The organism is Vibrio sp. TBV020, assembly GCF_046056895.1.
Classification (GTDB): domain Bacteria; phylum Pseudomonadota; class Gammaproteobacteria; order Enterobacterales; family Vibrionaceae; genus Vibrio.
On sequence record NZ_JBEEAQ010000003.1, the window covers coordinates 2,760,652 to 2,774,736 of the forward strand.

A 14,085-nucleotide genomic window follows, 5' to 3' on the forward strand; every position below is an offset into this window, starting at 1 on the left:
GCCAAAAACAAAAAAGAGCCCTTAAGGCTCTTTTTCAGTAGATTAGATTGCGTCTTCATCTTCTTCGCCTGTACGAATTCGCACAATGCGTTCAACATCAGTAATGAAGATTTTTCCATCACCAATTTTACCCGTTTGTGCAGTCTCAATAATAGTATCTACACATTGGTCAGCGACTTCGTCCGTTACGACGATTTCAAGCTTCACTTTAGGTAGAAAGTCCACCATATACTCAGCACCACGATACAACTCAGTGTGGCCTTTTTGACGACCAAAGCCTTTTACTTCAGAAACGGTCATACCTGTAATGCCTACTTCAGCTAGCGCTTCACGAACGTCGTCTAACTTGAATGGCTTAATTATGGCTTCAATCTTTTTCATGTTCATCCCTTAAACTATTGTAACTGTGAGTCATTATCCCATGTTCACTAGGCAATAAAAAGCCCGAGCAATCATATGCTCGGGCTAAACCAATTAAACTTGCTATTAAGTCATTACTTAAGGCTAGCGTAGTACGCTGCTAAATTAGCAATATCATCATCACTTAACATCGCCGCTTGCGCCTGCATCACAGCAGCCAGACCACCGGTACGCTCTTTGTTTTTATACGCCTTGATTGAAGATACGATGTATTGCTCATTTTGACCTTTAAGGTTTGGATAGCCAGGAATGACAGCAATACCATCAGCGCCATGACATGCAGCACATACCGCGGCTTTTGCCTGCCCGGCCGCTGCATCACCTGCTGCGAGTGCTTGACCACTTAGTAAACCTAACCCCAAAACCAATCCAATAGCGATTTTCTTCATTGCTCTTCCTTATAATTCCATAATAGTTGTACGTTATTATGTATACAATTTTACATAATCGAATCAGCCTTGTCCCAGATGAGTTCACAGTCCTGGCCTATAAAGTGCCGATCAATAAACAAATCTCCTACTGCTACAACCACATCTCCGCACAAGATTATAGGTGTTCTACGTCTGAGCCAGCTCGGTACACCATACTCTTGGAATAATTTCTTTAGCTTACGGCTATGGCCTCGTTCTGCAGGGTGAGCACTAAGTCCTTCTGGATTAAAGGTAACTTGAAGAGGAGCTTGAACCAACGCTTGTACTGACAATTTCCCATTTAGTGAGGGGGCAATAGATAGTTGCCCTAAACTATCGGGTAATTCAATTACTTGCTCTAGCTTAAGGTCACACTGCCACTGATCTAGGCTTTGCCAGTTTTTTACAACATACAGTTTTTGAGCATAACGTCGGATTTGTCCGCCGCTCAGAGCAAGTTGAGGATTAGCATCTTGCTGAGCCTGCGCTACTTCACTCCATAATTTATCAAGCTGTACACGGCTAGGCATACGCATACCAAGAGATTCTAACCACATTCTCAGCAAACGTATTCTCGCTAAGTCACTCATACCTGCTAACGTCGCAATATCTAAGCTGTCGTCTGAATGCATCGTTACTGACAGCTTTTCAGCCATCAGCTCATCAAGCAATTTCTCTTGCTCTGCACAGAGTTCGGCACTTCGTTGAACTGACTGATGAATATGGGGCCAACGTTCATTCATTACTGGTGTCAGACTATGACGGATAAAATTACGTTCAAAACGCTGATCTTGGTTACTCTCATCTTCAATCCATTCTAGCTCTAAATTTTGAGCGAACTTTTCAATCTCTTGGCGAGTAATTGATAGCAATGGCCTGACAAGATGCGCGTTCGCAAAAGGCATCACCGCCGCCATTGAAGATAGGCCTTTTGGACCACTGCCACGTTTCAGTGCCAATAAAAACGTCTCTAGCTGATCATCAGCGTGCTGGCCCGTCAATAACAGATCGCCTGGATTTAGGTGTTCACGTAATGCACCATAACGCGCGTCTCGAGCACTCTCTTCGATACTCCGCCCATCAAGATCTAAACTGACTCTTTCAATAACCAGTGGCACACCAAGTGATTGGCACCAATGTTGGCACTGATCGGCCCAATGTTCTGCATTGTCGCTCAGGCCATGGTGTACATGCACTGCTAAGCATTTAATCCCTTTACGCCGAGAATAGTTCGCTAACAGCTCCAACATCACTCTAGAATCAAGCCCACCACTTAACCCAAGCACTACACATGTACCTGGCTGATAGCATTGGTTGATTATGGTGTTAAAAGTAGATTCAAGACTCATCGCTGACTCTAAGTTGAGAGTTATCGGGGTATTTTATCACTAGCAATAAAAAAGGCTGAACCTAAGTTCAGCCTTTCTATCAAATGAGTGTCGATTAACAGTAACCGTAGCTCATTAGACGCTGGTAACGACGTTCTAACAGAGTATCGTTATCAAACTGTTCTAGCTCTTCAAGCTGACGAATCAACGTCGCTTTCATGTTCTCTGCCATTTTTACATGGTCACGGTGAGCACCACCTAATGGCTCTTCGATGATCTCATCAATAAGCTCAAGCTCTTTTAAACGAGGAGCGATTAGGCCCATTGCTTCTGCTGCTTGTGGCGCTTTATCAGAATCACGCCATAGGATTGATGCACAGCCTTCTGGTGAGATTACTGAGTAAGTCGAGTACTGAAGCATGTTTACGTAGTCGCCTACACCTATAGCTAGAGCACCACCAGAACCACCTTCACCAACAACGTTACAGATTACTGGCACTTTAAGGCCAGCCATCACTTTAAGGTTAGTTGCGATCGCTTCTGATTGACCACGTTCTTCAGCACCAACACCAGGGTATGCACCCGCTGTATCAATGAAAGTAATCACCGGCATGTTAAAACGCTCTGCCGTTTGCATTAGACGTAGCGCTTTACGGTAACCTTCAGGCTTTGGCATACCGAAGTTACGCTTTACTTTTTCTTTTGTCTCACGACCTTTTTGGTGACCAATGATCATCACTGGGCGGCCGTTCAAACGAGCCATACCACCAACAATAGCTTTGTCATCTGCGTAATGACGATCACCCGCCATTTCATCAAACTCAGTAAATACGTTCTCGATGTAATCTAGCGTGTAAGGACGCTGTGGGTGACGAGCTAACTGAGCCGTTTCCCATGCCCCAAGATCGCTGAACGTTTTCTTTTTAAGCTCTAGGCTTTTCTTTTCAAGCTGCTCAATCTCTTTATCAAGATCAACACCATCTTCACCACCATGACGAGAAACGTCACGAAGTGCTTCAATTTTTGCTTCTAGCTCTGCGATTGGCTTTTCAAATTCTAAAAAGTTCAGGCTCATCTATAGATCCTTTATTATTCGGTCGCTGTGACCGAACTTAGTTAAATTCGAGTTCTACCTGGCCTTTCCCAAGTAGTTGTTTTAAATCATCTAATAATGCGTCACTCGGCGTTACTCGCCATTCTGTACCTAGCGTCAAACGCGCCCGAGCATCGGAGCTTTGGTAGTATACATGGACGGGCACACTTCCCGCCCGATGAGGCTCTAGTATTTGACTAAAACGCTCAAAAAATCGGTCATTGATTTGCGATTCATCAATCGAAACAGATAAACCTCGTGCATATTTTTCACGAGCTGTTCCCAAATCCATAACTTCGCGCGCGGACATTTTAAGACCACCATTGAAATCATCAAAGCTGACCTGTCCAGAAACCACCAAAATTTTATCGTTTTCTAACAATTCTGCGTATCGATCCAGCGCATCAGAGAACAACATCACTTCCATTCGGCCGCTTCTGTCATCCAAAGTCATAATACCGATACGTGTACCACGCTTGGTTGTCATAACTCGCGATGCAATCACCAAGCCGGCAACCGTGACACTTTGATCACGACGAGTTGGGGTCGCATCTTTTAATCGACAACTGGTGTACTTACCAAGTTCCTTTATATAGGCATTAATTGGGTGACCGGTCAAATATAAACCGAGTGTATCACGTTCACCTTCAAGCCATACCTTCTCAGGCCACGGTTCGACTTTGGTGTACTTATGCTCAACCTCTTCCGGCGCCTCAGTTAATACCCCGAATAAATCACTCTGACCAAATGCTTCTGCTTGGTGGTGTTGGCTCGCGGCCTTTACTGCATCATTCAATGACGCCATCATGGCTGCACGGTGTGGACCTAAACGATCAAGTGCCCCGGCGTAAATCAGCTTTTCGATAACACGCTTGTTTACTTTCTTTAAATCGATACGAGCACAGAAATCAAACAGGTCTTTAAAATGACCATCTTTGTTACGTGCTTCTAGTATCGCTTCGATTGGACCTTCACCAACCCCTTTAATTGCACCAATACCGTAAACAATCGCGCCATCTTCATCAACGTTGAAACGGTAGAGGCCGGCGTTAATATCTGGCGGAAGCACTTTCAGCTTCATGCGGAAACATTCGTCGACAAGGCCAACCACTTTTTCTGTGTTGTCCATATCCGCCGTCATTACCGCTGCCATAAATTCAGCTGGGTAATGTGTCTTTAACCACAGTGTTTGGTATGAAACCAACGCATACGCCGCTGAGTGCGATTTGTTAAAGCCGTAACCTGCGAACTTCTCAACCAAGTCGAAGATTTTCATCGCTAGTTCGCCATCAACACCGTTAGCTATCGCACCTTCTTCAAACGTTGCACGCTGCTTGGCCATCTCTTCAGGCTTCTTCTTACCCATCGCACGACGGAGCATGTCTGCTCCACCTAGCGTATAGCCAGAAAGAACCTGAGCGATCTGCATTACCTGCTCCTGATAGAGGATAATGCCGTAGGTCGGCTCAAGAATCTCTTTCAGTGAGTCGTGCTGCCATTGTTCATCAGGGTAAGAAACCGCTTCACGACCATGCTTACGGTCGATAAAGTTATCTACCATGCCCGATTGCAGTGGACCCGGTCGGAACAGCGCTACGAGTGCAATAATATCTTCGAAACAGTCTGGCTGTAGACGTTTAATCAGCTCTTTCATACCACGTGATTCCAACTGGAATACCGCAGTAGTCTCTGAGTTTTGCAGCAAATTGAATGAGGCTTGATCCTCTAAAGGAATCGATTCAATCGCAACTGGCTCTTTGCCTTCACGAACTAAACGAGGGTTGATCAGCCCAAGAGCCCAGTCAATGATGGTTAATGTTCGAAGACCTAAGAAGTCGAACTTAACCAGACCCGCTGTTTCAACATCATTTTTATCAAACTGAGTAACTGGGAAGTGACCTTCCGCATCGGCATAAATAGGCGCAAAATCAGTGATGGTGGTTGGTGAAATTACAACACCACCCGCGTGCTTACCAGCATTTCGTGTACACCCTTCAAGGATGCGACACATGTCGATCAGCTCTTTAATTTCTTCGTCGTTTTCGTAAAGCTCTGGTAGTGCTGGCTCAGCTTTAAACGCTTTCTCGAGCGTCATACCTGGGTCTGGTGGTACTAGCTTAGAAATACGGTCAACAAAGCCGAAACCATGACCAAGTACTCGACCAACATCTCGAATAACCGCTTTAGCCGCCATGGTACCAAAGGTAATGATCTGCGATACCGCGTCTCGACCATACATTTCAGCTACGTGATCGATTACTTGGTCACGCTTGTCCATACAGAAATCGACATCGAAATCGGGCATCGAGACACGTTCTGGGTTCAAGAATCGTTCGAATAGCAGGTCATATTCCAATGGATCCAAATCGGTGATCTTAAGTGCATAGGCTACCAATGAACCAGCACCCGAACCACGGCCAGGACCAACCGGAATGGCGTTATCTTTGGACCACTGGATGAACTCCATTACGATCAAGAAGTAGCCAGGGAATCCCATGTTGTTGATTACTTCAAGCTCAACCTTAAGACGATCATCATATTCAGGGCGTCGCTGAGCACGAACCTCTGGATCTGGGAATAAAAACTCGAGACGTTCTTCAAGGCCCTCTTCTGACTTCTTAACTAAGAATTCAGTCTCTTCCATACCTTCAGTCGGGAAAGCTGGTAGGAAGTACTCACCAAGTCGAACAGTAACATTACAACGCTTAGCAATTTCAACACTGTTTTCTAGTGCTTCAGGAATATCAGAGAAGAGTTCACACATCTCCTCTTCCGTGCGCAAATATTGCTGAGGGCTGTAATTCTTTGGCCTACGAGGATCTTCGAGTGTGTAACCGTCATGAATAGCAACTCGAATTTCATGGGCATCAAATAAAGACTCATCAAGAATGACGACATCATTCGTAGCAACAACCGGAATCTCTCGCTGCTCTGACAATTCAAGAGCAAAGTGAAGATAAGTTTCTTCATCAGCGCGACCTGTTCTTGTCAGCTCCAAATAGAATCGATCGGGGAAATGCTCCTGATAAAATCCAACACATTCTTCGACAACTTTCTGATTGCCTTTTAATAGCGCTTTACCAATTTCACCACTTTTACCACCCGAGAGTAGAATCACGCCTTCAGACAGTTCAATCAGCCATTCTTTATCGATAACCGGTTGATGTTGAACATGGCCTCGGAGGTACGCTTTAGAGATAAGTAAAGTTAGGTTTTTATAACCAATATTGTCCGCCGCGAGTACGGTCAACTTAGTCAGCTCATCACCAAATTCCGGTGACTGCATAAGGAAATCGGCACCGATAATAGGTTTAATACCACAACCGTGAGTAGTGCCATAGAACTTAACCAGACCACACAAGTTAGTGAAGTCGGTCAGTGCCATCGCAGGCATACCCATTTCAGCCACTTTCTTAACCAAAGGAGGCACTTTTGATAGGCCGTCAACCATGGAGAAGTCACTATGAACTCGAAGGTGGATAAACTTTGGTTCTGACATGAAAAAGGTCCAGAAAGGTTAAAAATTTGGAAGATATTCGGGGTATTTTAAGTGAAAACTATCGACTTATATACCCCATCAAAGCGCTTTCTATTCAATCCCTAGCGCACGTTTAACAGGCTTGAAGCTCTTACGGTGCTGATCGATTACGCCGTGCTGTTCAATGGCTTCAAAATGAGCCTTAGTTGGATAGCCTTTATGTTTCGCAAAGCCAAACTGAGGGTGCTGTTTATCTAGTTCTTCCATCTCTTGATCGCGGACAACTTTAGCAATGATCGATGCTGCACTGATCTCTGCAACACGTAAATCACCTTTGACCACCGCTTGAGAATCCATTGATAACGCTGGGCAGCGGTTACCATCGATAAGTGCAAGATCGGGCTTAACACTCAAACCATCAATAGCACGCTGCATTGCAACCATAGTCGCTTGAAGGATGTTTAGCTTATCAATTTCTTCAGGCGAACAGCGCCCTACTGACCACGCTAGAGCTTTTTCTTTAATTTCAGGCAATAGCGCTAAGCGCTTTTTCTCAGAGAGCTTCTTTGAGTCGTTTAAACCTTCAATTGGGTTATTCGGATCCAAAATAACCGCAGCGGTCACAACATCACCAACCAAAGGTCCTCTACCTACCTCATCAACACCGGCAACGAATTGATAGCCTTGTGGATATTCAAAAGGAGGGAGTTCTTGTTTTTCTTTTGCCATTATTCTTTACCAATCAGGTTGAGGACAGCTTTAGCAGCCTGAACATCCGCATCTTTACGGATTAAATGGTGCATTTCAGTAAATCGAGCAATAAGTTCATCGTTATTATCGCTCAACATATTTTCAACAGCTGGCACAAGAAACTCCGGATCACACTCATCCAAAATGTACTCTTTTACCAACTCTTCCCCTGCCAAAATATTGGGTAGAGAGACGAATTCGGTAATCGCTAACTTCTGCACCAACCACCCCGTGAATCGATTAACTTTATAACCCACAACCATAGGTCTCTTGAGTAACATGCACTCAAGTGCAACCGTACCCGAAGCAAGCAGCACCGCATCAGAAGCAGTAATCACGTTGCGTGCTGTGTCCTGTACGATGATAAAGTCTAATTCCGGCGCCGTCTGTTGCCAGATCTCTTCGAACTGCTGTTTACGCTTATCGTTTACCGCGGCAACAACAAAACCAATATCAGGAAATTTCTGCTTTATTTGACGACAAGTCTCAATAAAAGGTTGAGCGATTAGACCAACCTCACCACCACGGCTTCCCGGTAATACCGCAAGCCATTGTTTGTCTTGTTCTAAGTTAAGGAGTTCTCTCGCCTCCTGCTGATCAGGTACGAGTGGAATCGCATCCGCTAAGGTATGACCAACAAACTCACAGGCGACTTGGTATTTGTCATAAAACGCTTTTTCAAAAGGTAGGAACGCTAATACCAGATCAGTTGCCGCATCAATTTTAAAGATACGCTTTGGTCGCCAAGCCCATACTGAAGGACTAACGTAGTGAACCGTTTTAATACCTGCTTTCTTTAGGTCTAGCTCTAGCCTCAGGTTAAAGTCTGGCGCATCAATACCGACGAATACATCCGGCGGGTTTTGCGTGAAGTACTTAACCAGTTCAGCTTTCACTTTCAGCAATCTTGGCAGCCTTCCCAGTACTTCAACGAGTCCCATTACCGCAAGCTCTTCCATATCAAACAGAGACTCACAGCCTTGAGCGATCATTTTTGGTCCGCCAATACCCACAAACTCAGCGTTAGGGTGCTTCTGTTTTATCGCTTTGATGAAACCTTCACCAAGAGTGTCTCCGGACAGTTCCCCGACGACAATACCAATTCGTAGTGGCTTTTCCATGGCTGAATGACCTACCTAATTTGTTGCTTTAAAAAGTAAAAAAGACCGCAACCGTAAGATTGCGATCTTTTATGCAGCTTCACAAGTGTTATTAGCGAATAATACCGCGCTCAGTAATCTCTAGCATCTCTAGCATAGGTTTGATTGATTCAAACTCTTTCGCCATTTCAACTAGGCTAGCTTTTGCTTCTTCAAGCGTTTTACCTGAACGGTAAATTTCTTTGTATGCTTTCTGCAAAGCACGGATTTCCGGCTTCTCAAAACCATTACGCTTAAGACCAACAAGGTTTAGACCAAACGGAGTTGCGTGGTTACCTTGAGCCAGTACGTAGGGAAGAATATCTTGAACAACCGCAGAGCAGCCGCCAGTGTATGAGTAAGCACCGATATTACAGAATGGGTGAATCGCTGAAAGCGCCATAACACCTGCATAATCACCAACGGTAACGTGACCACCAAGAATGGCATTGTTACCAATATGAGTATGGTTACCAACAATTACATCATGAGCAATGTGCGCATTAACACACAGCAAGTTGTCGTTGCCGATTACCGTAGTCGCTTTGTCTTGAGTAGTACCACGGTGGATTTGAACCGCTTCACGAATGACGTTGCGGTCACCGATAACAACCGTTGTATCTTCACCACCATATTTCTTGTCTTGGTTTTCTTCACCAATTACGGCGTTTGGAAAGATACGGTTCTCTTTACCGATGGTTGTATGACCTTTAATCACTACATGTGACATGACTTCAGTGCCTTCACCAATCTCGATCGTACCTGAGATATAGGTGAATGGACCAACAGTCACATTTGCTGCGATTTTCACATCACCTTCAATGACAGCAGAAGGATGAATTTGAGCCGTTTCATGAATCATATTAAAACTCTCGACGAGCACATTTTAGTTCAGCAGAACATACTACTTCGCCGTCAACTTTTGCTGTGCCCTTGAATGCAGCAATACCACGACGCTCTTTAATAAATTCTACTTCAATCACTAGCTGATCACCTGGAACAACTGGTTTACGGAATTTCGCACCATCAACACTCGCAAAGTAGTACAGTTCATTCTCTGAAGGAGCACCAAATGATTTGAATGCCAATAGACCAGTAGCCTGAGCCATTGCTTCTAGAATAAGTACGCCTGGAAATACAGGTAGTTGAGGGAAATGACCTGTAAACTGAGGTTCATTCACTGAAACGTTTTTGATCGCCGTTAGGTATTTCTCTTCTTGGAAATCAATTACGCGATCGATGAGCAAGAATGGGTAGCGATGTGGTAACAATTCCTGGATTTCAGTGATGTTCATCGTTTTCTGTTCAGTAGTCAAAGTCATATTCCTATTTTGAATGCTAAATTTGGTTGCTGGCAGGCATTATATACTCAAGTGAGCCTAAGGTGTAATCCCACCCGAAAATTGGTTGGCTATATAGACAAAAAGACTCGCGAAGTGCGAGCCTTTTATTCAGAAATGGAATTAAGATTCTTCTTTCTGCTCTAATTGCTTTTCAACAACTTTTAGACGCTTGTTCATCTCATCAATACGGTGAACACGGGTTGCTGTTTTACGCCACTCTTTGTTTGGCTGTAGCGGAATACCAGAAGAGTACATACCTTTCTCTGAGATACCGCGCATCACCATACCCATACCAGTGATGGTAACACCATCAGCGATCTCGATATGGCCATTAATAACAGTACCACCGCCGATGATACAGTATTTACCAATAGTAGTGCTGCCTGCGACAATCGTACCACCAGCCATAGCCGTACCATATCCGATGTGTACGTTATGAGCGATTTGAAGTTGGTTATCCAGAATAACATTATCTTCGATAACCGTATCGTCTAACGCACCGCGGTCGATAGTCGTACATGAGCCAATTTCGACACGATTACCAATACGAACACTACCAAGCTGAGGGATTTTAACCCACTCACCTTTTTCGTTCGCATAACCAAAGCCGTCAGAGCCAATCACCGTGTTAGCTTGCACGAGACAATCTGTTCCAAGCTCCACTTCATGATAAATACTAACATTCGACCAAAGCTTTGAGTTTGCACCGATCTTTGCGTTTTTTCCGACAAAACAACCAGCACCAATTACCACGTTGTCGCCTAGCTCAACGCCAGACTCAATCACGGCGTTTGCACCGACAGATACGTCTTTACCAAGTTTTGCATTTTCTGCAATCACGGCTGAAGGCGCAATAGCAGTCGCTGGCGCTGGTGTGGTGTCTAATGCTTGTGTCACTTTTGCAAATGCTACATAAGGATCACTTACAACAAGTACATTTCCATTGCACTCTTCACGCTGAGCTTCCTTCACCATCACGACAGTTGCCTGACATTGTGCTAAGTGCTTTGCGTATTTAGGGTTAGACAAGAAAGTCACATGACCTTCTTGTGCTTTATCCATTGGCGCTACCATGGTGACTGTTGCATTCGCATCACCATGTAGCTCGCCCCCAGTAATAGTTGCCAATTCGGCTAGAGAAAGTACTGTCATAGTTTTTATTATTTAAGTGCTTTGATTACATCTTCAGAAATATTGTATTCAGGCTTGCCATATTGCATGGTTTGGATGTCAACAATGATGTCATAACCCTGTTTCTCAGCGACTTTTTGCACCGCGTCTTGAATAACTTTAAACAGCTTTTGTTTCTCTTGAGCTTCACGACGAGCTGAAGCTTGTTCTAGTGCCTGAGCTTTAATCTTGTACTTGCTATCTAGCTGGCCGATCTCAATGCGTAGTTTTTCTACTTCATCTTGGCCTAATAGCTCACCATCGCGCTTAAGCTTTTCGATTTTAGTCTTAGCTTCTGCTTGGATAGCTTTTAGCTCATCAGCCTTATCTTTAAACTCTTCCTGCATTTTCTGCAGTACCACTTCACGTTGAGGAAGTGCTTGGAATACTTGAGCAGTGTTTACATAACCTACTTTTTGAGCCGCTTCTGCTGCGTTAGCAAAAAAAGAAGACGTCATTACAAGAAGGCTTAGACCAGCCGCTTTAATAGTTTTATTCACTTTTATTTCCTCTGTTTTAGAAGGTTCTGCCGATGGTGAAAGTGAAGAATTCTTCGTCATCACCCTCATAAATTTCAATAGGTTTAGCAATAGAGAAGACCAGAGGTCCCATAGGAGACATCCACTGTAACGCCGCACCATAAGAAGCACGGAAGTTCATCGGATCTGAGTAATCATCGTAGTAACGCTCGCCCGCGTAACTTGGGTCGTAGACAAACTCTGTATCCCATACGCTCGCGGCATCAACAAACACACTGGTACGGATTTGACTACGTACTTCATCTGATGCGAATGGGGTCGGAACGATCAGCTCCATACTCGCTAACGCTACCGCGTTACCACCAACCGAGTCATCAGTTGCTGATACACAGCTTGCGCTATTACAAGTGCTTGGACTCCCGTTTGTCGTATAAACGGCTTTAGGGCCTGCACTGTTTGAACCAAAACCACGCAGTGTCGTAAAGCCACCCGCATAATAGTTCTCGTAGAATGGGAACAAGTTATCGTTGCCATCCGTTTGACCATAACCATTACCGTACCCTAAGCGACCACGCATAAGCAGAGTAAATTCATGCTTTTTAGTAATCGGCACGTATTGTCTTACGTCGTACTGAACTTTGAAGTACTGCGCATCAGAACTTGGTACAGTTGCTTTTGCAAACGCACGTTGGTAGTTACCCGCTGTAGGGAAATAACCACGGTTCAGGTTGTTGCGCGTCCAAGATATGTTTACATCAAAGTCATTGGTTAGAATGTCGCCATCTGCTTGGTTAATACTTTGAGCAAACAACTGAGCTTGGTCATAGGTTGGCACATTACCAATCTTGTTGTGCGTATAGCCAACACCGAATTCAAAACGGTTGAGCTCATCGAATGGGAAACCCCATGTTAAACTCGCACCATAACTTTCGTTGGTATAGTCAACAATACCAGCTTCGGATGCTTCAAACTCGTTATAGAAAATCTTACCACCAAGGCTGACCCCATCAAGGTTCCAGTATGGGTCACGATAATCCAAGCTGATGTTCTTTTGGTAGTCGTTCATCATCGCGTTAATACCAACGCGGTTACCACTACCGACAAAGTTATCTTGCTGTAGACCTACCTGAAAGCTGATGCCTGACTCGGTACCATAACCGACACCAAAGTTAACGCTACCAGAGTTAGCCTCTTTCACGTTGTACACTAAGTCCACTTGGTCATTAGTACCTGGAACACGTACAGTTTGAACATCAACCGTCTCAAAAAAGCCTAATCGGTTAAGGCGGCCTTTTCCTGTCTCAATCGATTTCGAGTTAAGCCAGCTGCCTTCCATTTGACGCATTTCACGACGCAGAACTTCATCTTTTGTGGAGTTGTTACCCACAAAACGAATATCACGTACATAAATACGCTGACCAGCTTCTACGTTAACAACCAAAGATACGGTTTGGTTCTCATCGTCAAACTCTGGAATAGTACGAACTTGAGGATAAGCATAGCCCGCTTCACCAAGTAGGCGCTTAACGTTCTCTTCTAGACCAGTGACAGCTGAACCGTTATAAGTTTCACCGCTTTCAAATGGTACTAGATTCTCAAACTCAGCTTCTTTACCTAATAGCTCACCACGGAACTTCACATCGCTCACGCTGTAAGGCAAGCCTTCGTTCAGGCCAAGAGTGATATAAACGCCTTTTTTGTCCGGTGAAATGGCAACTTGAGTCGAATCAATTTGGAATTTTAGATAACCGCGATCAAGGTAGTAAGACTTAAGTGCTTCAATGTCACCGGCAAGTACCTGCTTTTGGTACTTATCGTCTGAAAGGAAATTCCACCAAGAAACGTCAACATTAAGCTCAAAGCGACTCAGTAGCTCTTCATCGGTATATTCTTTATTGCCAATGAAATTTATCTGCTTAATTTTTGCAGAAACACCTTCCGTGAAAACAAACTTCAAGTCTGAACGATTACGTGGCAGAGGCGTAACGACCGCCTTTACACCCGCGTTGTATTTACCAACACTGTAGTAGAAATCTTCTAGACCTTTCTCGATCGTAGAGAGTGTCGTGCGATCAAGCGCCTCACCAACTCGAATACCTGAAGCATCTAAGTTCTGTTGAAGCTGCTCTTCTTTGATTGCTTTGTTGCCTGAGAATGAAATACTGGCAATGGTTGGGCGTTCAGTAACTTGAACAACCAATACATCATTGTCGCGAAGGACTTTGATATCTTCAAAGTTACCCGTCGCATAAAGCGCTCGTATTGTCTCAGAAACGTCTTGGTTATCGACTGTATCGCCAACTCGTACTGGCATTTTCAGCAATGCGGCACCGAGTGCAACACGCTGAAGGCCTTCAATTCGAATATCTTGAACTACGAAGTTCTCGGCACCATTTGCACTGACACTTGTCGCCAACAAGGTTGCAAACAGAATATTTTTCATCGCCATATTTGTTTTTGTTATTCCTTACTTCA

Annotated in this window: 12 protein-coding genes; all 12 read right to left on the reverse strand. The window is 44.4% G+C overall.

From position 1 onward, the window contains the following. Positions 1-42 precede the first annotated feature (42 nt). The 12 genes from glnB to bamA all read right to left on the reverse strand — a co-directional run bounded on the left by glnB (position 43) and on the right by bamA (position 14,059). The gene (gene glnB, locus AAFX28_RS20645; protein WP_004415234.1) at positions 43-381 is read right to left on the reverse strand and encodes a nitrogen regulatory protein P-II; all 339 of its coding nucleotides are present in this window, start codon (positions 379-381) and stop codon (positions 43-45) included. A 113-nt stretch (positions 382-494) separates the two neighbouring features. Continuing rightward, positions 495-809 (reverse strand): c-type cytochrome, encoded by a 315-nt coding sequence (locus tag AAFX28_RS20650; RefSeq protein WP_408690407.1) that lies wholly within the window; start codon positions 807-809, stop codon positions 495-497. 50 nt (positions 810-859) lie between these two features. Beyond that, positions 860-2,179, reverse strand: a complete 1,320-nt coding sequence (tilS, locus tag AAFX28_RS20655; protein WP_408690409.1) for a tRNA lysidine(34) synthetase TilS — start codon at positions 2,177-2,179, stop codon at positions 860-862. A gap of 94 nt (positions 2,180-2,273) precedes the next feature. Beyond that, positions 2,274-3,233, reverse strand: a complete 960-nt coding sequence (gene accA, locus AAFX28_RS20660) for an acetyl-CoA carboxylase carboxyl transferase subunit alpha (RefSeq protein WP_408690411.1) — start codon at positions 3,231-3,233, stop codon at positions 2,274-2,276. Positions 3,234-3,270: 37 nt separating this feature from the next. Then, on the reverse strand, positions 3,271-6,750 hold the full coding sequence (gene dnaE / locus AAFX28_RS20665; protein WP_408690412.1) for a DNA polymerase III subunit alpha: 3,480 nt from the start codon (positions 6,748-6,750) through the stop codon (positions 3,271-3,273). A gap of 90 nt (positions 6,751-6,840) precedes the next feature. Continuing rightward, positions 6,841-7,461, reverse strand: a complete 621-nt coding sequence (gene rnhB / locus AAFX28_RS20670) for a ribonuclease HII (RefSeq protein WP_408690917.1) — start codon at positions 7,459-7,461, stop codon at positions 6,841-6,843. Then, entirely contained in the window at positions 7,458-8,600 is a 1,143-nt protein-coding gene (gene lpxB, locus AAFX28_RS20675) for a lipid-A-disaccharide synthase (RefSeq protein WP_408690414.1), read from the reverse strand. Before lpxB ends, rnhB begins: the two co-directional genes overlap by 4 nt. Before the next feature lie 91 nt (positions 8,601-8,691). Next, positions 8,692-9,480: an acyl-ACP--UDP-N-acetylglucosamine O-acyltransferase gene (gene lpxA, locus AAFX28_RS20680; protein WP_408690416.1), complete on the reverse strand. Its 789-nt coding sequence runs from the start codon at positions 9,478-9,480 to the stop codon at positions 8,692-8,694. Position 9,481: 1 nt separating this feature from the next. After that, positions 9,482-9,934, reverse strand: a complete 453-nt coding sequence (fabZ, locus tag AAFX28_RS20685) for a 3-hydroxyacyl-ACP dehydratase FabZ (RefSeq protein WP_408690418.1) — start codon at positions 9,932-9,934, stop codon at positions 9,482-9,484. A gap of 147 nt (positions 9,935-10,081) precedes the next feature. Continuing rightward, a complete protein-coding gene (gene lpxD, locus AAFX28_RS20690) occupies positions 10,082-11,113 on the reverse strand; it encodes a UDP-3-O-(3-hydroxymyristoyl)glucosamine N-acyltransferase (RefSeq protein WP_408690419.1) in 1,032 nt (343 codons plus the stop codon). An 8-nt stretch (positions 11,114-11,121) separates the two neighbouring features. After that, positions 11,122-11,631 carry an OmpH family outer membrane protein gene (locus tag AAFX28_RS20695; RefSeq protein WP_408690421.1) on the reverse strand — a complete coding sequence of 170 codons (510 nt, stop codon included), beginning with the start codon at positions 11,629-11,631 and terminating at the stop codon, positions 11,122-11,124. A gap of 16 nt (positions 11,632-11,647) precedes the next feature. Then, a complete protein-coding gene (gene bamA, locus AAFX28_RS20700) occupies positions 11,648-14,059 on the reverse strand; it encodes an outer membrane protein assembly factor BamA (protein ID WP_408690422.1) in 2,412 nt (803 codons plus the stop codon). Positions 14,060-14,085: the final 26 nt, after the last annotated feature.

Excerpts from the sequence above, each read along its gene's own strand:
- glnB (WP_004415234.1), bottom strand. The coding sequence starts at position 381 with ATGAAAAAGATTGAAGCCATAATTAAGCCATTCAAGTTAGACGACGTT.
- AAFX28_RS20650 (WP_408690407.1), bottom strand. The coding sequence starts at position 809 with ATGAAGAAAATCGCTATTGGATTGGTTTTGGGGTTAGGTTTACTAAGT.
- tilS (WP_408690409.1), bottom strand. The coding sequence starts at position 2,179 with ATGAGTCTTGAATCTACTTTTAACACCATAATCAACCAATGCTATCAG.
- accA (WP_408690411.1), bottom strand. The coding sequence starts at position 3,233 with ATGAGCCTGAACTTTTTAGAATTTGAAAAGCCAATCGCAGAGCTAGAA.
- dnaE (WP_408690412.1), bottom strand. The coding sequence starts at position 6,750 with ATGTCAGAACCAAAGTTTATCCACCTTCGAGTTCATAGTGACTTCTCC.
- lpxB (WP_408690414.1), bottom strand. The coding sequence starts at position 8,600 with ATGGAAAAGCCACTACGAATTGGTATTGTCGTCGGGGAACTGTCCGGA.
- lpxA (WP_408690416.1), bottom strand. The coding sequence starts at position 9,480 with ATGATTCATGAAACGGCTCAAATTCATCCTTCTGCTGTCATTGAAGGT.
- lpxD (WP_408690419.1), bottom strand. The coding sequence starts at position 11,113 with ATGACAGTACTTTCTCTAGCCGAATTGGCAACTATTACTGGGGGCGAG.
- bamA (WP_408690422.1), bottom strand. The coding sequence starts at position 14,059 with ATGGCGATGAAAAATATTCTGTTTGCAACCTTGTTGGCGACAAGTGTC.